Source organism: Natronorubrum tibetense GA33, assembly GCF_000383975.1.
GTDB classification, from domain to species: Archaea; Halobacteriota; Halobacteria; order Halobacteriales; family Natrialbaceae; genus Natronorubrum; species Natronorubrum tibetense.
In genome coordinates, this window is sequence record NZ_KB913017.1 from 789,828 (window position 1) to 806,771 (window position 16,944).

Consider the following 16,944-nt stretch of genomic DNA (forward strand, 5'->3'; position numbering starts at 1 on the left):
GATGACACGGATCGGGATCTACACCGCGACGGAGAACGAACTCGGCTCGATCGGCCAGGCCGCCGAGCGCCTCGAGGGGATCGAGCTGGTCGTACGCTCGGAGAGCGACCTCGAGGACGAGCCTGACATCGAGGAGTTCGTCGAGGAATTGACCGACGCCGCCGCGGCCATCTTCTGGCTGCACGGCGCCGAAGACAGCATGCCGGGCTACGACTACGCGACGGGCGCGCTCGAGGCGGCGGGCGTCCCGTTGATCGTCAAGGCGACCGGCGACGCCTTCGCGTTCGAGGATACGACGGTCTCGGAGGGTCATCGCGACCTCGTCTACGACTATCTGGAGAAGGGCGGCACGATCAACGTCGAGAACTGCTGCCGATTTCTGACTGCCGAGTACGAGGATCGCGATATCGAGTACGACGAGCCCGCCGAACTCCCCACGGAGGGCGTCTACCACCCCGACTATCCCGGTGTCGAGTACGAGGAACTGCTTGAGACTCACGATCCCGAGAAGCCGACGGTCGCGGTCTGGTTCTACGAGTCCCACTGGACCCACGAGAATACGCGATACGTGGATACACAGGTTCGGGCGCTCGAGAAGCAGGGCGCAAACGCCCTGCCGATCTTCTGTAATCCGGCGACCGATACGGAAGAACAGGAAGACGCCGAGTGGGTCACGGACAACTGGCTCTTGGACGGTGCAGGTCAGCCCGTCGTCGATGCCGTCCTCTCCTCGTTCATGTTCTCCCTCTCCATGGACGAACGCGGCCGCAGCGCCAGTGACGAGGGCTCGAGCGCCGAGGACGTCTTCCTCGACCGACTCGGGGTGCCCGTGCTCCAGACGATCACCACAATGCGATCCCGGTCGCGGTACGAATCCAGCGATACGGGCGTGATGGGGTTCGAACTCGCGCTCTCGGTCGCCCTCCCCGAGTTCGACGGCAACGTCATCACCCACCCGATCTCGGGCAAGGAGCGCACCGACGACGAGGCCGGCATCGGCAGCGCGCCGAAACACCACTATCCGATCGAGGATCGCGTCGATCACGCGACGCGGCTCGCGGTCAACTGGGCCGAGCTTCGACACACCCCGAACGAGGAGAAGCGGGTCGCTGTCGTCCTGCACAACTACCCGCCGAGCGACGACGGGATCGGGACCGCGTTCGGGCTCGACTCGCCGGAGTCGACCGTCAATCTGCTCGAGGAACTCGAGGCTCGAGGGTACGATCTGAGCGGAAAAATGCCCCAGGACGGGCAGACACTCGTCGAGAAGCTTACCTCGCAGTTAACTCTCGAGGACCGCTGGGTCGCCCCGGAAGACGTGCGTGATCTGTCGGTAGATGTCGTCTCCTCCGACACCTACGCGGACTGGTTCGCGGAGGCCGACGAGCGATTCCAAGAGAATATCGTCGAGGAATGGGGCGAAGTTCCCGACCGGCCGTTCGCGATTCCGGGCGTCGAGTTCGGCAACGTTCTCGTCACCGTCCAACCCCCGCGCGGGTTCGGAATGGATCCCTCGAAGGTCTACCACGACTCCGACCTGCAGCCCCCACACGACTACTACGCCTTCTATGGCTGGCTCAAGAATACATTCGAGGCCGACGGAGTCGTCCATCTGGGCACCCACGGCAGCCTCGAGTGGCTCCCCGGCAAGACCGTCGGGCTCAACGGCGAGAGCGCGCCGGACCAGCTGATCGACGACATCCCGAACGTCTACCCGTACATCGTGAATAATCCCGGTGAAGGGACGCAGGCCAAACGCCGGTCCTACGCCGCCATCGTCGATTATCTGACGCCCGTAATGCGAAACGCGGGCACCTACGACGAGTTGTCCGAACTCGAGGAACTCGCGAACCAGTACCGCGAGGCCGGGATGGAAGACGCCCGCGCCGACGACGGCCAACACCTCGAGGACCTCATGCGTGAGAAAGTCGAGGAACTGGATCTCGCCGTCGAGTTGGGTATCAAAGGCACGGTCGACGAGAAGGCCGACGTTCGCGGTCCGGACGAGGCAGGTTCGACCTTGGCAGAGGGCGAAGTCGAGGGTGAGGACCTCGCAATCGACGACCTCGTCGAACGCATCCACGAGTACCTGACGGACGTCAAAACGACCCAGATTCGGCTGGGGCTTCACACGATGTCCGAACCGCCGGCCGACGAGCGCCTCGTGGAGTATCTCGTCGCGCTGACGCGCCTCGAGAATCCCGGCGCGCCGAGCCTGCGCGAGAGCGTGGCCGGCGCGCTGGGGGTCGACTACGACAAGATGCTCAACTCGCCCGGCGAGCACGATGAGGACCTCGGCATGACCTACGCCGAAGCCGCGGACGAAGTCTACGAGACCAGCGTCGACCTGATCGAGACGCTCGCGGAACACGACTTCGACGTGCCTGAGTCCGAACTCGAGGGCGGACCCGAGAACGAGGTCAATATCAACCTCCTGATCGTCGACCTCGAGACGATCGGCGACGGTCGTGCAAAGTCACGCGCCCACGACAACCTGCGGAAGGCGCTGGCGTACATCTGCGAGGAGGCCCAGCCCCGCGTGCAGGGAGCCGAAGACGAGATTCCCCGGACCGTCGACGCGCTCTCGGGCGAGTACGTGCCGCCGGGCGGCTCCGGCGCGCCGACCCGCGGCGGTGTCGACTTGCTCCCCACGGCGCGGAACTTCTACACGCTCGACCCCCGAAAGGTGCCCGCGAAGGCAGCCTGGGAGGTCGGAAGCGAGGTCGCGGAAGGTGTCCTCGAGCGCCATCACGCCGAACACGACGAGTACCCCGAAGAGATTGGCGTCGTCGCCTGGGGGACTCCAACCGTGCGCACCCGCGGCGAGACCATCGCGCAGGTGCTCGCGATGATGGGCGTCGAACCGAAGTGGACCGACGCCGGTCGAATCGACCATGTCGAGCCGATCCCGCTCGAGGACCTCGACCGCCCACGCGTCGACGTGACCACCCGCGTCTCCGGGCTGTTCCGGGATGCGTTCCCCGCCGCAGCGGGGGTCATCCACGACGCCGTCGATGCCGTGGTCGATCTCGACGAACCGCTCGAGATGAACTACGTCAAAAAGCACGTCGAGGAGGAGGTCGAGCAACTGCAGGAGGAAGACGGTCTCGAGGAGTCCGACGCTCGAAAAGCGGCCTTACACCGCGTTTTCACCACCAAACCCGGCGGCTACGGTGCCGGGACGAACAAGGCCGTCGACGAGGGCAACTGGGACGACCGCTCCGACCTCGCCAACGTCTACGTCCAGTGGGGCGGCTACGCGATGGGATCGAGAGGGCGGGTTTCGGACGCCCACGACGCCTTCGAACGGCGACTTTCCAGTGTGGACGCCACCGTCAAGATCGAGGACACGATGGAACAGGACGAGTTCGACTCCTCGGACTGGTACGCGTTCCACGGCGGCTTCATCTCCGCGGTGTCCGAAATCTCGGGCGAGGAGCCTGCCTCCTACGTCGGCGACTCCTCCGATCCCGACAACGTGGATGTCTACACGAACGAGGAGAAGGTCCGCAAGGCGATGCGCGCCCGGGTGCTGAACCCCGACTGGCTCGAGTCCATGGAAGAGCACGGCTACAAGGGCGCGGGCGACCTCTCGACGACCGTCGACGTAACCCTCGGATGGGACGCGACCACCGGCGTTATCTCGGATACGCTCTGGGAAGACGTCGCCGAGAAGTTCGCCTTCGACGAGGATCGCCAGGAGTGGATGCGCGACGTGAACCCGTGGGCCCTCGAGTCCATCACGGACACCCTCCTTGAGGCCGTCGAACGCGACCTCTGGGACGCCGACGACGAGACGGTCGACCGGCTTCGGGATCTGAATCTCGAGGTCGAGGGCGACCTCGAGGCCAGAACGACTAACGAGGCTGTGGGGGTAGCGAACGATGACTGACGACGCGATGTCGACGACTGATGAAGGTGTTCGGGCGACCACCGATACCAGAGGAACAGAGAGTGATACTTAATGAGCGATAGCCAGGAGTTCGAGAAGGAGTACGCCGATCTAGGTGCAACGACGCAGAACGCGATGGATATTGCCGAGACGAGTATGGACATCGTCCGACAGTTCGTGCCCGACGAGACGCTCGCGGACCGAATTCGACAGAAGTCCGTCCACTCGATGGGCGATATCGAGTTCCAGCACCTGATCGAGTTCACGGGCAGCGACGACCTCGGCGACGACGAGGATGCCCCTGTCCGGGCCGGCGCTCGAGCGGTTCTCGAGGAGGCGACCATCGTCACCGACATCACGATGTCCAAAGCCGGGATCACCGGGCGCGGCCACAACTGCGAGAAGCGCAAGGCGATCGGCAACGGCGCTGAACTAGCGAAAGAAACGGGGATGACCCGGACCGCCGCCTCGGTGCTCGAGTTGGACAAACAGGGCGTCTACGACGGGGCGATCGCGACGATCGGCAACGCGCCGACGGCCGCCTTCGCCCTCGCGGACTGCATCGAGAACGGGACCCGACCCGCGGCCATTGTCGCGACGCCAGTCGGCTTCGTGAAGGCCGAAGAGAGTCGCCAGCGCATTCGCGAGGTCAGCGAGGAGTACGACGTACCGGCGATCACCAACGTCGGCCGCCGCGGCGGCAGCGGACTCGCGGCCGCACTGACGAACGAGTTGATCCACGTCGCGAAGGGCGTCCGGACCGACGAGTTCGAACTGGAGCTAACGGCGGAGGCTCGAGCCGAACGCGCCACTCGAGGGGACGAATGAGCGGCGAGTACGACCTCGAGGCGGGGCCGGATCCCGCGACGTTCGCCGCCGCAGCGGCGGAACCAGACATTGACGAAGAGACCGACAGCCCGGTCTACGCTGTCGGTGTCGGTCCCGGGAATCAAGAGTTCCTGACTCCTCGAGGGCGGCGGGCGATCGAAGAGGCCGACGTCGTCGTCGGCTTTACGACCGTCGTCGAGTTCGTCGACGACCTGACCGACGCCGATCTGCTGACCTGTGGCTATAAGGACGAAGCCGAGGCGCTCGAGAAATTCGGCGAGCGCGTCGCAGCCGGCGAGTCCGGGACGGCGGTCGCGATGGGCGATCCGAACCACTCGGGCTACCAGTTCGTCGGGAAAGTACAAGATGCGGTCGAGCGAGAGGCGAGCGCTCGAGGGACCAAGCCGCGAGCGGTCCGCGTGATCCCCGGCATCTCCTCGCTCCAGATGGCCGCGAGTCGCGCCCGGACGCCGATGGAGGATACCGAGTTCGTCACGCTCCACAAGAGCGGCGACCTCGAGAGCGATATGGAACGCATGGCTCGCGCAGTCGACGACAGACACCTGCTCGTGTTACCACGTCCGTACGATCGGATGCCCGGCGATCTCGCCCAGTTCCTGCTCGAGGAAGGTGCGGAGCCGGACCTCGAGGCACTAGTGCTCGAGAAGCTGACTCACGACGACGAAGAAATTCACCGGTTCACGCTGGCGGAGTTGTCCGAACACGCTGGCGGGTGTGGCAAAGACGAGACGTCGTTTTCGGATCTGGTCGTATTGGCGGTCAGACAGCCCGTCTAGGCACACGAAATTCACCCTTTGTCCTGCGACATCGTTCCGAACTTCGATTCTTCGCTCCGTCGCGAACGCCGAGGACTCGAGGCACGTTCTCCCCACGCATCCTCGAACTCCTGGCCGAAGAGCGCGACGTAGATCACGCCGATCATGTCGGCGCTCGGGGGCTCTCAGTCCTCTTCCCAGTAGAATAGTTCCTCTCTCTGGGCCCCGCATTCGGGGCATTCGGCCGGTAACTCGTCCTCAAGTTGACCCATCTCGCCGCATTCACCGCAGCGCCACATAACGTGCGCTCGGCTCTCTGGGTCCAGTGACTCGCCGATGGGAATTTCGGTCTCCTCCTTGTTGCGCAGTTCGCTAACGGTCGGCGACTGGTCGTTATCGGGACTCATTACGGTCGCCACTACGTCCTGTGGTATGTTAAAACAAACCAATGGCAGGCGGACTGATCTGTACTCGGGGCCGATACGTCGAGAAATGATCTCGCAGTAGTCAGGGGCGACGGCTGGGATCGATACTACCAATTGAAACTATTTACACACTGATCGCACGACTACTGTGCGATCAGGTGTGCATTGACTTTCAATTGGTACTATACTCGTCGCTCTCGTATTCTCGCAACACCGTCGACACGGTGTTCGAGACTTCCTCGAGCGCGATGGCGTTCGTCTTCCGGAGGTCGCCATCCAGTGCCTTGCCGAGGTGACGAAGCGCCTCACGGAGGTGTCGTTCAGTCTCAGGGTCGGTATCGTCGGTCATGGTGGGGGGAGGGCGTAACGGATTGCGTCGGTTAAGTTCGTCGCCGGGAGCCCCATTCGCGACTGGCCACGTACTCAGTCGAGGGTGTCCCGAACCGCCGCTCGCCGCTCGGCGAACGTCGCGTCGCCGAGGACGGGCGTCGCTGACTCGCGGTCGACGGCTACCTCGTCCTCGAGTTCGATCCAGGCTCGACAGCCGCGATAGCTGCCGCGTTCCTCGATACGTTGTGGCGACTCGAGTTCGTGCACACGGAGCAACAGTACCCGCAGGTTGTCATCCGGATCGTACTTGTCGCGCAGTCCGTCAGGGGTGTAGACGTAGTGGCGAGCGAGCGCCTCGAGGGTGTCGCTCGAGACGGTGTACTCCTCGCGGACGTCAGCCACCGCTCGGATCGGCACGCCAGCGTCCGGCTTGGCACTGGCCCGGTGGTAGTAGTACTCGTACTGGGGCTGGTACCGGTCCGGCTCCTGGTGGGTGTAGGCCGGGTAGAGAGCGAACGCCTCGTTTATCGTTCCCGAATCGAGCGTGGGATGGCGAACGAGGACCGTTTGAGTGCCCTCGAGTAAGGCGTTGACCACGCCAGCGCGCTCTTTCAGTGCTGGAATCGCCGCCGCTTTGGCTTCGCTCATTGGTCTCGCTCGATCGAACGCGGACGAGTCCCAATTCGGTTTCGGTTACTCGAGATCGCCATGCCCACCGATGGATTCAAGTTCAGTTGTGCGAACGCAACTACAATGATGAACGGATTCGTCCTCGGTGGCGTCAGTTCCGGCGTCGGGAAGACGGTCGCGACGCTGTCGATTATCCAGGCGCTCGAGGACGCGGGCTACTCGGTCCAGCCCGCCAAGGCGGGGCCGGACTTCATCGACCCTAGTCACCACGAGGCGATCGCGGGCCGCCCCTCCCGCACCCTCGATCTGTGGCTCTGTGGCGAGGACGGCCTCCGACGCAACTACCAGCGCGGCGAGGGCGATATCTGTGTCGTCGAAGGTGTGATGGGGCTCTACGACGGCGACGGCTCGAGCACCGCGATGGTCGCCGAAGCGCTCGACGTGCCCGTCGTGCTCGTCGTCGACGCGAAAGCGGGCATGGAGAGCGTCGCGGCGACGGCGCTCGGCTTCCAGCAGTACGCGGAGACGATCGGTCGCGATATCAAGGTCGCCGGGATCGTCGCCCAGCGTGCCCACGGCGGTCGCCACGAGCAGGGCATCCGCGACGCGCTCCCGGATGACCTCGAGTTCTTCGGTCGAATCCCGCCGAATCCCGACCTCGAGATCCCGGATCGACACCTCGGTCTCGAGATGGGCAAGGAAGCTGCGCTGCCGAGGGAGGCGCTACGGGAGGCTGCGGAGTCACTCGAGGCCGAGCGTCTGGCAGCAGTGGCGAGCGAACCGCCCGCACCCGACGAACCCGTCCGGGCCTGCGAACCGGTCGATACGACGATTGCCGTCGCCGACGACGCCGCCTTCTGCTTTCGGTATCCCGCGACGCTCGAGCGATTCCGCGAGCGAGCCGAACTGGTCACGTTCTCGCCCGTCGCGGGCGATCCCGTTCCTGACTGCGACGGGGTCTATCTGCCCGGCGGCTACCCCGAACTCCACGCCGCGGAACTCGAGTCGACGGACACCCTCTCGGAACTCGGCCGGCGGGCCAGCGAGGGACTGCCGGTCCTCGGCGAGTGCGGCGGCCTGATGGCCATGAGCCAGTCGTTGACGACGGCCGAAGGCGACCGCCACGAGATGGCCGGCATCCTCCCGGCGGATGTCACGATGCACGACCGCTACCAGGCGCTGGATCACGTCGAACTCGAGGCGACCGAGGGAACGTTGACTGCAAACGCCGGCGAGACGATTCGGGGCCACGAGTTCCACTACTCGAGCGCCGACGTCGACGGCGACGCCCGCTTCGCGTTCGAGACGGTTCGCGGGGACGGCATCGACGGCGACCACGACGGGCTGACGGAGTACGAGTCACTGGGGACGTACGTCCACGTCCACGCCGAAAGCGGGGCGTTCGATCGGTTCCTCGAGGCGTTCGACGGGTAGTTTGCTATCTATCCCGCGTCGATATCACGGTCGTTTCGCGGTTTCGTGACGGTGGAGCGACCCGGATTTATTACGGTCTAGCGACAAGAAACCGGCATGCCGGCTGCCACGCCGACGAGCGTTATTCTCCCCACTACCGGCTGGACCGAGGCGTGCTCGGAGATCGTCGAACAGCTTCGGCCGAGAGACGAGTTGCTCGTAGTTTGCGACGCCAAACTCGAGGCAGTCGCCAACCGTATCGAGAACTATCCGGACAACGCTAAACTGGTGATCGCGGGCGAACCCGAACGCTGTTCCGGCAAGGCCAACGCGATCGCCGCCGGCATGGACGCCGCCGAACACGATCGAATCGTCTGGACCGATGACGACTTCCACCACCCGCCGGAGTGGCTCGAGACCCTCCGTGCCGACTACGACCGGTACGGCCCGACGACGGAGCTCCCACTTTTCGTCGGCTGCGATCCGCTGGCCGTCCTACTCGAACCGGTATTCGTGCTCAACGCCACGCTAGGGGTCCGTTTCACGGCGATTCCGTGGGCCGGCTCCGTCGTGTTCGAACGCCGCGACATCGACGAGGCAGCCTTTCTCGACGACCTCCGGCGGACGGTGAGCGACGACGGTCTCCTCGCGGAATACGCGGACGTCACTGCCGTCAGGCGGACGCGTCGCGTCGATATCGGCGGGTCGATCCGCGAATCGCTCGAGAACGTCGCCAGATTCGTACAGATCGTCCGCCACTGTGTACCGTTTGGTACCGCGACGCAGGCAGTTGCCGGCGCACTGCTCACCGTCGGGTGTCTCCTGTTTCCACTCCCCGCACTGGTGCTGGCAACGCTCTCGATGGGAGCCGTCTACGCCGCGTTCGGTATTCGCCGGTGGACATTCGTCCTGACGTACGCGGTGTTGCTGGCGTCCATTCCCCTCCTGATCTACGGCCTCAGCCGTCGAACGTTCGTCTGGGGCGGTCGACGCTATCGCTGGCGTAGCAAATTCGACGTGATGGTCGAGTCCGAGTGAGGACGGCCGGCTACTAAGTACGAACTGACGCTCGGCGTGGCATTCATCGATTCTAACTAGTAGTCAAATAGTTAACACCAATGCCGATGTAGTCCCGACCGTATGTCCGAATCAGTCCAGCGACTCGAGCCGCTAGAGCAGCGCCCGCTGTCCGACCGAACCTGCCTCGTCACGGGCTCCTCGCGCGGTATCGGCCGCGATATCGCGTTCGAACTCGCCCGCTGCGGTGCCGACGTGGCGGTGAACTATCGGTCAGCGGAAGAGAAAGCCCGCGAAGTGACGGAGACCATCGAAGCGAACGACGAGACGGCCGTTCCCGTACAGGCTGATATCTCCGAGCCGGCGGAGGTCGAAGCGATGGCCGAGACGGTCCGCGACGAACTGGGCGGGATCGATGTGCTCGTCAACAACGCCGGGATCACCGTCGACCGAAAGTTCGAAGACATGACCCACGAGGACTGGCAGACGGTCATCGACGTCAACCTAAACGGGACGTTCAACTGCACGAAAGCGTTCTTCGACGATATCAGACAGTCCGACAACGGCCGCCTCATCAATATCTCGAGCGTCGTCGGCCAACAGGGCAACTACGGGCAGGCGAACTACGCGACATCGAAGGGTGGCCTGTTCGCGTTCACCCGGACGCTGGCACTAGAACTCGCCGCGCACAACTCGACGGCGAACTGCGTCGCGCCCGGCTTTACGCAAACGGATATGCTCGAGAAGGTTCCTGAACGGGTTCAGGACAAGATTCGGGAGGATATCCCGCTGAATCGCTTCGCCCAGACAGAGGATATCGTCGGCATGATTCGGTTCCTCACCAGCGACTACGCGGAGTACATGACGGGGCAGGTGATCGGCATCAACGGCGGGATGGAGTGGTAGTGACGGGAGAGCCGTCTCGCTGTTTGTTGAACTGGTCGACAGATGTTCGCGCTCGAACGCACCGCCGAGGCGAGGTAGTCACAATAAACGAACCTAAACCGGAATACTGTTTTTATCACGAACTTTCATTTCGAGGGACGTGATCTAGCAACCGTATGCCAATCGAGTACAGTAACCGTGAGAAGTCGTACCAATTGTATCGAAAGGGGAAGCAGGAGGGGACCTGGGACCCGGACGACTACGACTTTGCGGCCGACAAGGACGACTGGGAGCAGTTTACCGACGCAGAGCAGAATCGGTTTTTGGCGTCGTGTGCGGGATTTTACGACGGCGAGGAGGACGTGACGCGGACGCTCGCACCTTATATGATGGCCCTCGACGCACTCGACAACGAAGAGATGCCGTTCGACACCGTCCAGGAGGAGATCTACCTCGCCCAGCAGGTCTACGAGGAAGCCAAGCACACCGACCTGTTCAGTCGGTACTTCGAGGAAGTGTTCGGTACGCAAGATACCGAACCCTACCGCGAAGGCGGCTATCAGGAGCAGGGGTACAGTACGGACAATCTGTACGACACCGCCGACGAGTTGCTCGCCGCGATCAACGGCGGCGACCAGCAGGAACTGGTGTACACGCTCGGCGAGGCGTACCTAAACTACATGGGAATTATTGAGGCCCAACTCGCCCGCGGCGGCTACCTGAGTTTCGACCAGATGATCGAACTCAAGGCCGAAGAGATGGGGCGAGACGTTGTCCTCGAGTCGTTCCAGACGGCTATCGGGAAGGTCCGACAGGACGAAACCCGCCACATCGAGAACGGCCGTTGGGTGATGAAACAGCTCGCTGAGGCAGAACCCGACATCGTCCAGGACGTCTACGAGCCACGAATCGAGGAGTACGTCGAGAACCGACTGCTTACCGATACCCAGATGGAAATGCCGTTCGAGGGCTACGACCAGAAACGAATTGGGAAACAAACGATGCAGTACCTGCAGGACACCATCGACTACATCGGCGCCGACCGATTCGACGAGTACAGCGATATTCGGCAGACGGTACAGGCACAGCGCGCTGCAGAGTAAGCCCTCGGCTCGCGAATACGGCCCTTCGCTGTGAACGAACCCCCTTCGCTCCGGTAGCGATTGCTGTGTGTGACTCCTCGGTTGGTTCTATCGCTCCCAGCAGGAGCTATTGACCAATTAGTATTGGACTAGCACAAGAAAATGTTAGCAACCCTGGTTGGTCTACTCCAAACAAAATTGTTTTAGGCACGGACTCTGTTGCCACAGGGTGATGCCACCCATCGCGCTTCCACACGATGCGAAGGCCGGACCGACCAAGCCGGAGGTCCGCGCCGTCGTCCACTCGAAGCTCGCACTCGAGGACGACGACCACTTCGCGGAGGTTGGCTCCTGTACGGGAGCCATCACGATCGAAGCCGCACAGCGAGCCGGACGGGTGACCGCTCTCGAGCGGAAACCGGAACGACTCGAGACGACCGAGAAGAATCTCGCGGCGAACGCGGAGTCGGTACGGGCCGACATCGAACTACGGAACGAGGAAGCGCCAGCGGGACTGCCAGACGACGCCGACGCGCTCTTTCTGGGCGGAAGCCGGAACTTCGAGGCCGTCCTCGACCACGCCGTCGAGACCCAAATCGACCGGATCGTGATGAACGTCTCGCGACTCGAGGTCGCGGGCAAGGCGACGGAAGCCTTCCGGGAGCGGGATATCTTAGCGGAGGTCGTTCAGTTTCAGGTGAGCCACGGCTACGAACTCGCCGGGGCGACGAGTTTCAACTCGGACAACCCGGTCTACATGCTGGTCGGAAGCGCGACACCGGAGTCGGATGCAGACAGCGATGGCGAGAACGTCGCCGACGGCAGTGGCGGTACTCGGGGTGAGGGACAATGACGCTCTTCGGCGTCGGACTCGGTCCCGGCGAGGCCGACCTCGTGACCGTTCGCGGGAAGGAGGTTCTCGAGAACGCGGACGTGGTCTACTCGCCCGGCCGCCTCTCCCGCTCCGTGGCGCTTGAGCACGTCGACGAGTCGAAGATCGGGGACCTCGATTTCCCGATGACAAAAGACGAGGAGAAGCTTCGGTCGGCGTGGAAGGAAGCCGCCGCCGAAATCGCGCCGAATGCACGCGAGGGCGACGTTGCCTTCGTCACGCTGGGCGATCCGAACGTCTACTCGACCTTCGGCCACCTGCGCCGGACGATCGACGCGTTTCATCCCGACGTGGAACTCGAGATCGTCCCCGGCGTGAGCGCCGTGACCGCGTTCGCGACCGCGATGGGCGTCGAGATCGAAGCCGGCGCGGGGCTCTCGCTGCGCGAGGCCGCGAACGGCCACAGCCCGACCGGCCCCGACCGGATGATCCTGTTTAAGGTCACCGACGCGCCGGCGACCCACGAGGGGCTCGTCGAAGCCGGCTACGAAGTGACCTACGGCCGCCGGCTGTTCATGGAACAGGGCGAGACGCTGGTGACGGAAGACCCCGCAGAGATCGACGAGCGCGACTACTACACGCTGGCGTACGCCGTGAAGGCGGACCTCGAGGTCGAGCAGGCGACGGCAGCGTTCCAGCAGGAGGGCGACGGAACTGAGGACGCCTCGAGCGAGGCGGACTCGTCCTCGAGCGGCGAGCCGGTTGCAGACGGTGGAGAAGTCGTGGTCGAAGAGATGGCGGAAGGCTGTGCGCACGGCGACTGCGGAGGCCACTGAACATGACGGAGACAAATACGAACGACGATCCTGATGCAAGCGGCGGCGACCCACAGGAAGCGATCGACGCTCAGGGGGCACTTCGCCGCGAGGAACTGGACGACCGAATTTTCGACCACAACGCCGGCGACGAACAGGAAGGGATTCCCTTCGTCGGCGCTGGCCCCGGCAACCCGCGACTGCTGACCGTTGCGGGCAAGGAACTGCTCGAGGAGGCCGACCTCGTCGTTCACGCTGGCTCGCTGGTCAACAGCGAACTGCTCGAGGAGTACTGCGCCCACGCCGAGTTGGTTAATTCGGTTGGCAAAGACCTCGAGGAACTGATCCCGCTGATGCGGGACGCCTACGAGGACGGCGAGAACGTGGTGCGACTCCACAGCGGCGATCCGGCGATCTACGGGGCCGCACTCGAGCAGATGGACGCCTTGGAACACGAGGGCGTTCCGACGTACTTCGTTCCGGGCGTCACGTCGGCCTTCGCGGCCAGTGCGACCCTCAGAACGCAACTGACGCTCAACGAGGTCTCGAATCATGTCGCGTTCACTCGGCCGCAGGGCAAGACCCTGACCGAGGAGGAAGATCACATCTCCGAGTTCGTCGGCATGGGCGACGTGACGAGCTGTATCTACCTTGGCACCCACGCGGTTCGGGATACGATGGATCGGCTGCTCGAGGACGGCCACGACCCCGAGACGCCGGTCGGCGTGATCTACCACGCCTCCTGGCCGGACGAGGACGTCATCATCGGAACGGTCGGGACGATTGCAGACAAGGTCGAGGAGGCCGGCTACCGCGCCTCCGCGATGGTCGTCATTGGCGACGCCGTGACGGGGGCCGGTTACGAGCGGTCGTTCCTCTACGGTGACTGGGCGAATCGGGGATCGTCTTCATCGGAATCAACAGGCGAACCGGAGGCGAGCGATGACTGAGATTCGCCGCTGCTACCGCGAACAAACCGAAAGCCCCTGGCGCGCCAGCCCCTTTCAGTCCCACCCGAGCGGTGGTCTGAACCGGTCGATAGGACGTGAACAGGACGATTTCGGTACGATGGAGGTTTCACAATGAGTTCAGGAACTGAGAATACAGACGACACAGACGACTCGAGTACGGATTCCGGCGGCCACTGTTCGACGGCCGACTCGGACGGAGAAGTCGCCGAAGAGATCGCAATCATCTCTTTCAGGCGGAAGATGGACACGGCCGAGGAGATCAAAGCGGAGATCGGTGACCGATACGAGACAATCGACATCATCGAGTACCACGGCGACGTCTTCGAGGAGCACTGGGGCGAGTACGACTGCTTTATCGGGCTGATGGCCTCCGGTATCGCGATGCGCAAGACGGCCCACCTGCTCGACGACAAGTGGGACGATCCCGCAATCTGTGTCGTCGACGAGGAACTGACGTGGGCCATCCCGATCACGGGCGGCCACCACGGCGCGAATCAGGTCGCACAGGATCTGGCGACGATGGGCGCGATTCCGGCGATGACCACCGCGAGCGAGGCCGCAGGCAAGCAGGGCGTCGAGTCCCGCGCGAAGGCGATGGACACCCACGTCGTCAACGGCGATTCGACGGTGAAGACGAACCTCGCCGTCCTCGACGACAACCTGGGACCCGTGGCGCGACTCGAGGGCCCGAAAGCCGTCCTCGTCGGCGACGACGTAACCGTCCTGAAGCGAAACAAGAACGACGGGATCGTCATCGGCACCGGTAGCGTCTCCGGCGCGAGCAGGGAGTCGTTCATCGCCGCGTGGGAGGAAGCGCTTGACCAGACCTCCCACGACCTCTCGGACGTCGAATTCGTTGGGACTGCAACCCGGAAGGAGGACGAGGAAGGCTTACTCGAGGCCGCCCAGGAACTCGATCTCGGCGTGGTCGCCTTCGACAAGGAGACGCTCCTCGAGCACGAGGGGCCGACGCCCTCGAAGTCCAAAGAACTGATCGGCTGGCCCGGCGTCTCGGAGGCGAGCGCGATCGCCGGCGGTGCCGAACAGGAACTGGTGCTCGAGAAGATCGGCTACGAGAACGAGGTTACGGTGGCGATTGGCCGATGAGCACCGAAGAGTCGGCTGCCGATACTGACGGCGGGACCCCCGACGACCACGGCACGCTCTACGTCGTCGGCATCGGCCCCGGTCTGCCAGATCACATGACTGCGAAGGCCAAACGCGTCATCGAGTCCTCGGAGGTCGTCATCGCCTCGAGTCTCTATCAGGAGTTCCTAAGAGACGACGGAACCCTGCCGCAGAAGGACGCCGTCGACGACGACGGATTCGTTACCCGCGAGGGCGGCTTCGAACAGGAGATCGTGCGCTCGTCGATGGGACGCCAGATCGAACTCGCCCGCGCGGCGTTCGACTACGTCCGCGAGGGGAAAGACGTCGCCCACGTCTCGGGCGGCGACCCCTCGGTCTACGGCAAATCCGACCTCATCTTCAAGATGGCCGAAGAAGAGGACGCGACGGACGTGCCGATCGAGATCGTCCCCGGCATTACGGCGGCGCTGGGCGGCTCCGCCAACGTCGGCGCGCCGCTGTGTAACGACTTCTGTACGATCTCGCTGTCGGACAAGTGGCGCGGCTGGGAGGAGATCGAGGAGAAACTTCGCGCAGCGGCCATCTCGGGCTTCGTGATCGTTCTCTACAACTGCTGGCGCAACTACGAGCAGGCCGTCGAGATTGTCCGCGAGGAGCGAACCGACGACGCCCTCGTGGCCATCGTCAACGACGCGGGCCGCGAAGACGCCGGCCGCAACGGAGAGAGCGAGTGCATCACCACGCTCGGCGAGGCCGCCGACCACGACGACAAGGTCTCCGGGATGGGAACCTCGCTGATCATCGGCAACCACGAGACTGAGACCTGGCGCAACGACGATCGAACGTATCTCGTCACCCCCCGCGGCGGGCGTGACGTCGACGACTTCTGAGAGATCAACAAACACACGACATCCAATCATGAGCACGGACACCAACGCAGACGCTGATGACGAATCGACATCGAAGTGCGGTGCCTCGAGCAGCATCGAAGCCGAGACCTCGAGCGGCTCGAACTGTGGTGCCTCCTCGAGCGAGACGAGCGATGACTCCTCGAGTTCGAAGTGTGGTGCTTCGAGTTCCGGTTCCTCGGATTCGTCCAGTTCGAGTTGTGGCGCCTCGAGTTCGGACGACAGCGGATCGAACGAACAGGAGGTCGGCGCGACGATCGAGGACTTCGACGCCGACTCAGGCCAGCTAACTGCCGTCGGACTCGGCCCCGGCCACGCTGAGGGGATGACCGAGCGCGCGAAGACGGCGCTGCTCGAGGCCGACCACATCGTCGGCTACACGACCTACATCGAACTGATTCCGGACGAGATCACTGAACAGGCCGACGACATCTACGACACGCCGATGTGCGGCGAGGTCTCACGAACCGAGGAATCTATCGACCGTACGCTGGCGGGCAACGACGTCGCCATCGTCGGCAGCGGCGACCCGAACGTCTACGCGCTGGCGGGGCTGGCGCTCGAGATCCTCGAGTCCAAGGGCGCGACGGCCTCGATGGTCGACTTCGATGTGATCCCTGGCGTCCCGGCAGCACAGTCCTGTGCGGCCCGTCTCGGCGCGCCGCTGGTGAACGACACCGTCTCGGTATCGCTGTCGGACCATCTCGTCCCGATGCCCGAAATCGAGTCTCGGTTGCACTCGGTCGCCAGCGAGAACTTCACGATCACGATCTACAACCCGTGGAGTCGCAAGCGCCGGGAGAACTTCCAGAAGTGCTGTGAGATCCTCCTCACGCATCGAGATCCCGACACGCCGGTCGGCATCGTCCACGGCGCGGGTCGCGAAGACGAGCAGGTGATGATTACGGACCTCAGCGAACTCGAGGAGTTAGGCGAGAGCGAGATTATCGACATGACGACGACCATCGTCGTCGGCACCGAGGACACCTACGTCTGGGACGACCGGATGGTCACGCCGCGTGGCTACGAGACGAAGTACGACTACTGAGCG

At 63.6% G+C, this 16,944-nt stretch carries 17 protein-coding genes; 13 read left to right on the plus strand and 4 right to left on the minus strand.

Going from position 1 to position 16,944, the window contains the following annotated elements:
* Position 1: 1 nt before the first annotated feature.
* The 3 genes from cobN to NATTI_RS0104185 all read left to right on the plus strand — a co-directional run bounded on the left by cobN (position 2) and on the right by NATTI_RS0104185 (position 5,517).
* Positions 2-3,892 carry a cobaltochelatase subunit CobN gene (gene cobN / locus NATTI_RS0104175; RefSeq protein WP_006089306.1) on the plus strand — a complete coding sequence of 1,297 codons (3,891 nt, stop codon included), beginning with the start codon at positions 2-4 and terminating at the stop codon, positions 3,890-3,892.
* A gap of 72 nt (positions 3,893-3,964) precedes the next feature.
* Positions 3,965-4,720, plus strand: a complete 756-nt coding sequence (locus NATTI_RS0104180; RefSeq protein WP_006089305.1) for a precorrin-8X methylmutase — start codon at positions 3,965-3,967, stop codon at positions 4,718-4,720.
* Complete coding sequence (locus NATTI_RS0104185; protein ID WP_006089304.1) at positions 4,717-5,517, plus strand: cobalt-precorrin-7 (C(5))-methyltransferase; 801 nt, start codon at positions 4,717-4,719, stop codon at positions 5,515-5,517. The genes NATTI_RS0104180 and NATTI_RS0104185 overlap by 4 nt, the downstream gene beginning before the upstream one ends.
* A gap of 11 nt (positions 5,518-5,528) precedes the next feature.
* On the opposite strand, the gene NATTI_RS27285 is transcribed toward NATTI_RS0104185, so the two are convergent.
* From NATTI_RS27285 to NATTI_RS0104205, 4 genes are all read right to left on the minus strand, one after another.
* Positions 5,529-5,663: a hypothetical protein gene (locus NATTI_RS27285; RefSeq protein WP_019991626.1), complete on the minus strand. Its 135-nt coding sequence runs from the start codon at positions 5,661-5,663 to the stop codon at positions 5,529-5,531.
* An 18-nt stretch (positions 5,664-5,681) separates the two neighbouring features.
* Complete coding sequence (locus NATTI_RS0104195) at positions 5,682-5,903, minus strand: DUF7130 family rubredoxin-like protein (RefSeq protein ID WP_006089303.1); 222 nt, start codon at positions 5,901-5,903, stop codon at positions 5,682-5,684.
* Between the two features lie 190 nt (positions 5,904-6,093).
* Positions 6,094-6,270 carry a hypothetical protein gene (locus NATTI_RS26410; RefSeq protein ID WP_006089302.1) on the minus strand — a complete coding sequence of 59 codons (177 nt, stop codon included), beginning with the start codon at positions 6,268-6,270 and terminating at the stop codon, positions 6,094-6,096.
* Positions 6,271-6,344: 74 nt separating this feature from the next.
* On the minus strand, positions 6,345-6,899 hold the full coding sequence (locus NATTI_RS0104205) for a DUF1802 family protein (RefSeq protein WP_006089301.1): 555 nt from the start codon (positions 6,897-6,899) through the stop codon (positions 6,345-6,347).
* Between the two features lie 108 nt (positions 6,900-7,007).
* Here NATTI_RS0104205 and NATTI_RS0104210 point away from each other — a divergent pair, with 108 nt between their 5' ends.
* The 10 genes from NATTI_RS0104210 (at position 7,008) to cobJ (ending at position 16,941) form a co-directional block, all read left to right on the plus strand.
* Positions 7,008-8,315 carry a cobyrinic acid a,c-diamide synthase gene (locus NATTI_RS0104210; RefSeq protein WP_027119052.1) on the plus strand — a complete coding sequence of 436 codons (1,308 nt, stop codon included), beginning with the start codon at positions 7,008-7,010 and terminating at the stop codon, positions 8,313-8,315.
* Positions 8,316-8,411: 96 nt separating this feature from the next.
* The gene (locus NATTI_RS0104215; protein ID WP_019991628.1) at positions 8,412-9,332 is read left to right on the plus strand and encodes a glycosyltransferase; all 921 of its coding nucleotides are present in this window, start codon (positions 8,412-8,414) and stop codon (positions 9,330-9,332) included.
* 102 nt (positions 9,333-9,434) lie between these two features.
* Positions 9,435-10,217: a 3-oxoacyl-ACP reductase family protein gene (locus NATTI_RS0104220; protein ID WP_006089298.1), complete on the plus strand. Its 783-nt coding sequence runs from the start codon at positions 9,435-9,437 to the stop codon at positions 10,215-10,217.
* A gap of 155 nt (positions 10,218-10,372) precedes the next feature.
* Positions 10,373-11,299 carry a ferritin family protein gene (locus tag NATTI_RS0104225; RefSeq protein WP_006089297.1) on the plus strand — a complete coding sequence of 309 codons (927 nt, stop codon included), beginning with the start codon at positions 10,373-10,375 and terminating at the stop codon, positions 11,297-11,299.
* 211 nt (positions 11,300-11,510) lie between these two features.
* Complete coding sequence (cbiT, locus tag NATTI_RS0104230) at positions 11,511-12,131, plus strand: precorrin-6Y C5,15-methyltransferase (decarboxylating) subunit CbiT (RefSeq protein ID WP_006089296.1); 621 nt, start codon at positions 11,511-11,513, stop codon at positions 12,129-12,131.
* Positions 12,128-12,946, plus strand: coding sequence for a cobalt-factor II C(20)-methyltransferase (locus NATTI_RS0104235; RefSeq protein WP_006089295.1), 819 nt, complete (start codon positions 12,128-12,130; stop codon positions 12,944-12,946). The genes cbiT and NATTI_RS0104235 overlap by 4 nt, the downstream gene beginning before the upstream one ends.
* A 2-nt stretch (positions 12,947-12,948) precedes the next feature.
* A complete protein-coding gene (locus NATTI_RS0104240) occupies positions 12,949-13,875 on the plus strand; it encodes a cobalt-precorrin-4/precorrin-4 C(11)-methyltransferase (protein ID WP_006089294.1) in 927 nt (308 codons plus the stop codon).
* A 132-nt stretch (positions 13,876-14,007) separates the two neighbouring features.
* On the plus strand, positions 14,008-15,003 hold the full coding sequence (cbiG, locus tag NATTI_RS0104245; RefSeq protein WP_006089293.1) for a cobalt-precorrin 5A hydrolase: 996 nt from the start codon (positions 14,008-14,010) through the stop codon (positions 15,001-15,003).
* Positions 15,000-15,875 carry a precorrin-3B C(17)-methyltransferase gene (locus NATTI_RS0104250; protein WP_006089292.1) on the plus strand — a complete coding sequence of 292 codons (876 nt, stop codon included), beginning with the start codon at positions 15,000-15,002 and terminating at the stop codon, positions 15,873-15,875. Before cbiG ends, NATTI_RS0104250 begins: the two co-directional genes overlap by 4 nt.
* A gap of 28 nt (positions 15,876-15,903) precedes the next feature.
* A complete protein-coding gene (gene cobJ / locus NATTI_RS0104255) occupies positions 15,904-16,941 on the plus strand; it encodes a precorrin-3B C(17)-methyltransferase (protein ID WP_006089291.1) in 1,038 nt (345 codons plus the stop codon).
* Positions 16,942-16,944 lie beyond the last annotated feature (3 nt).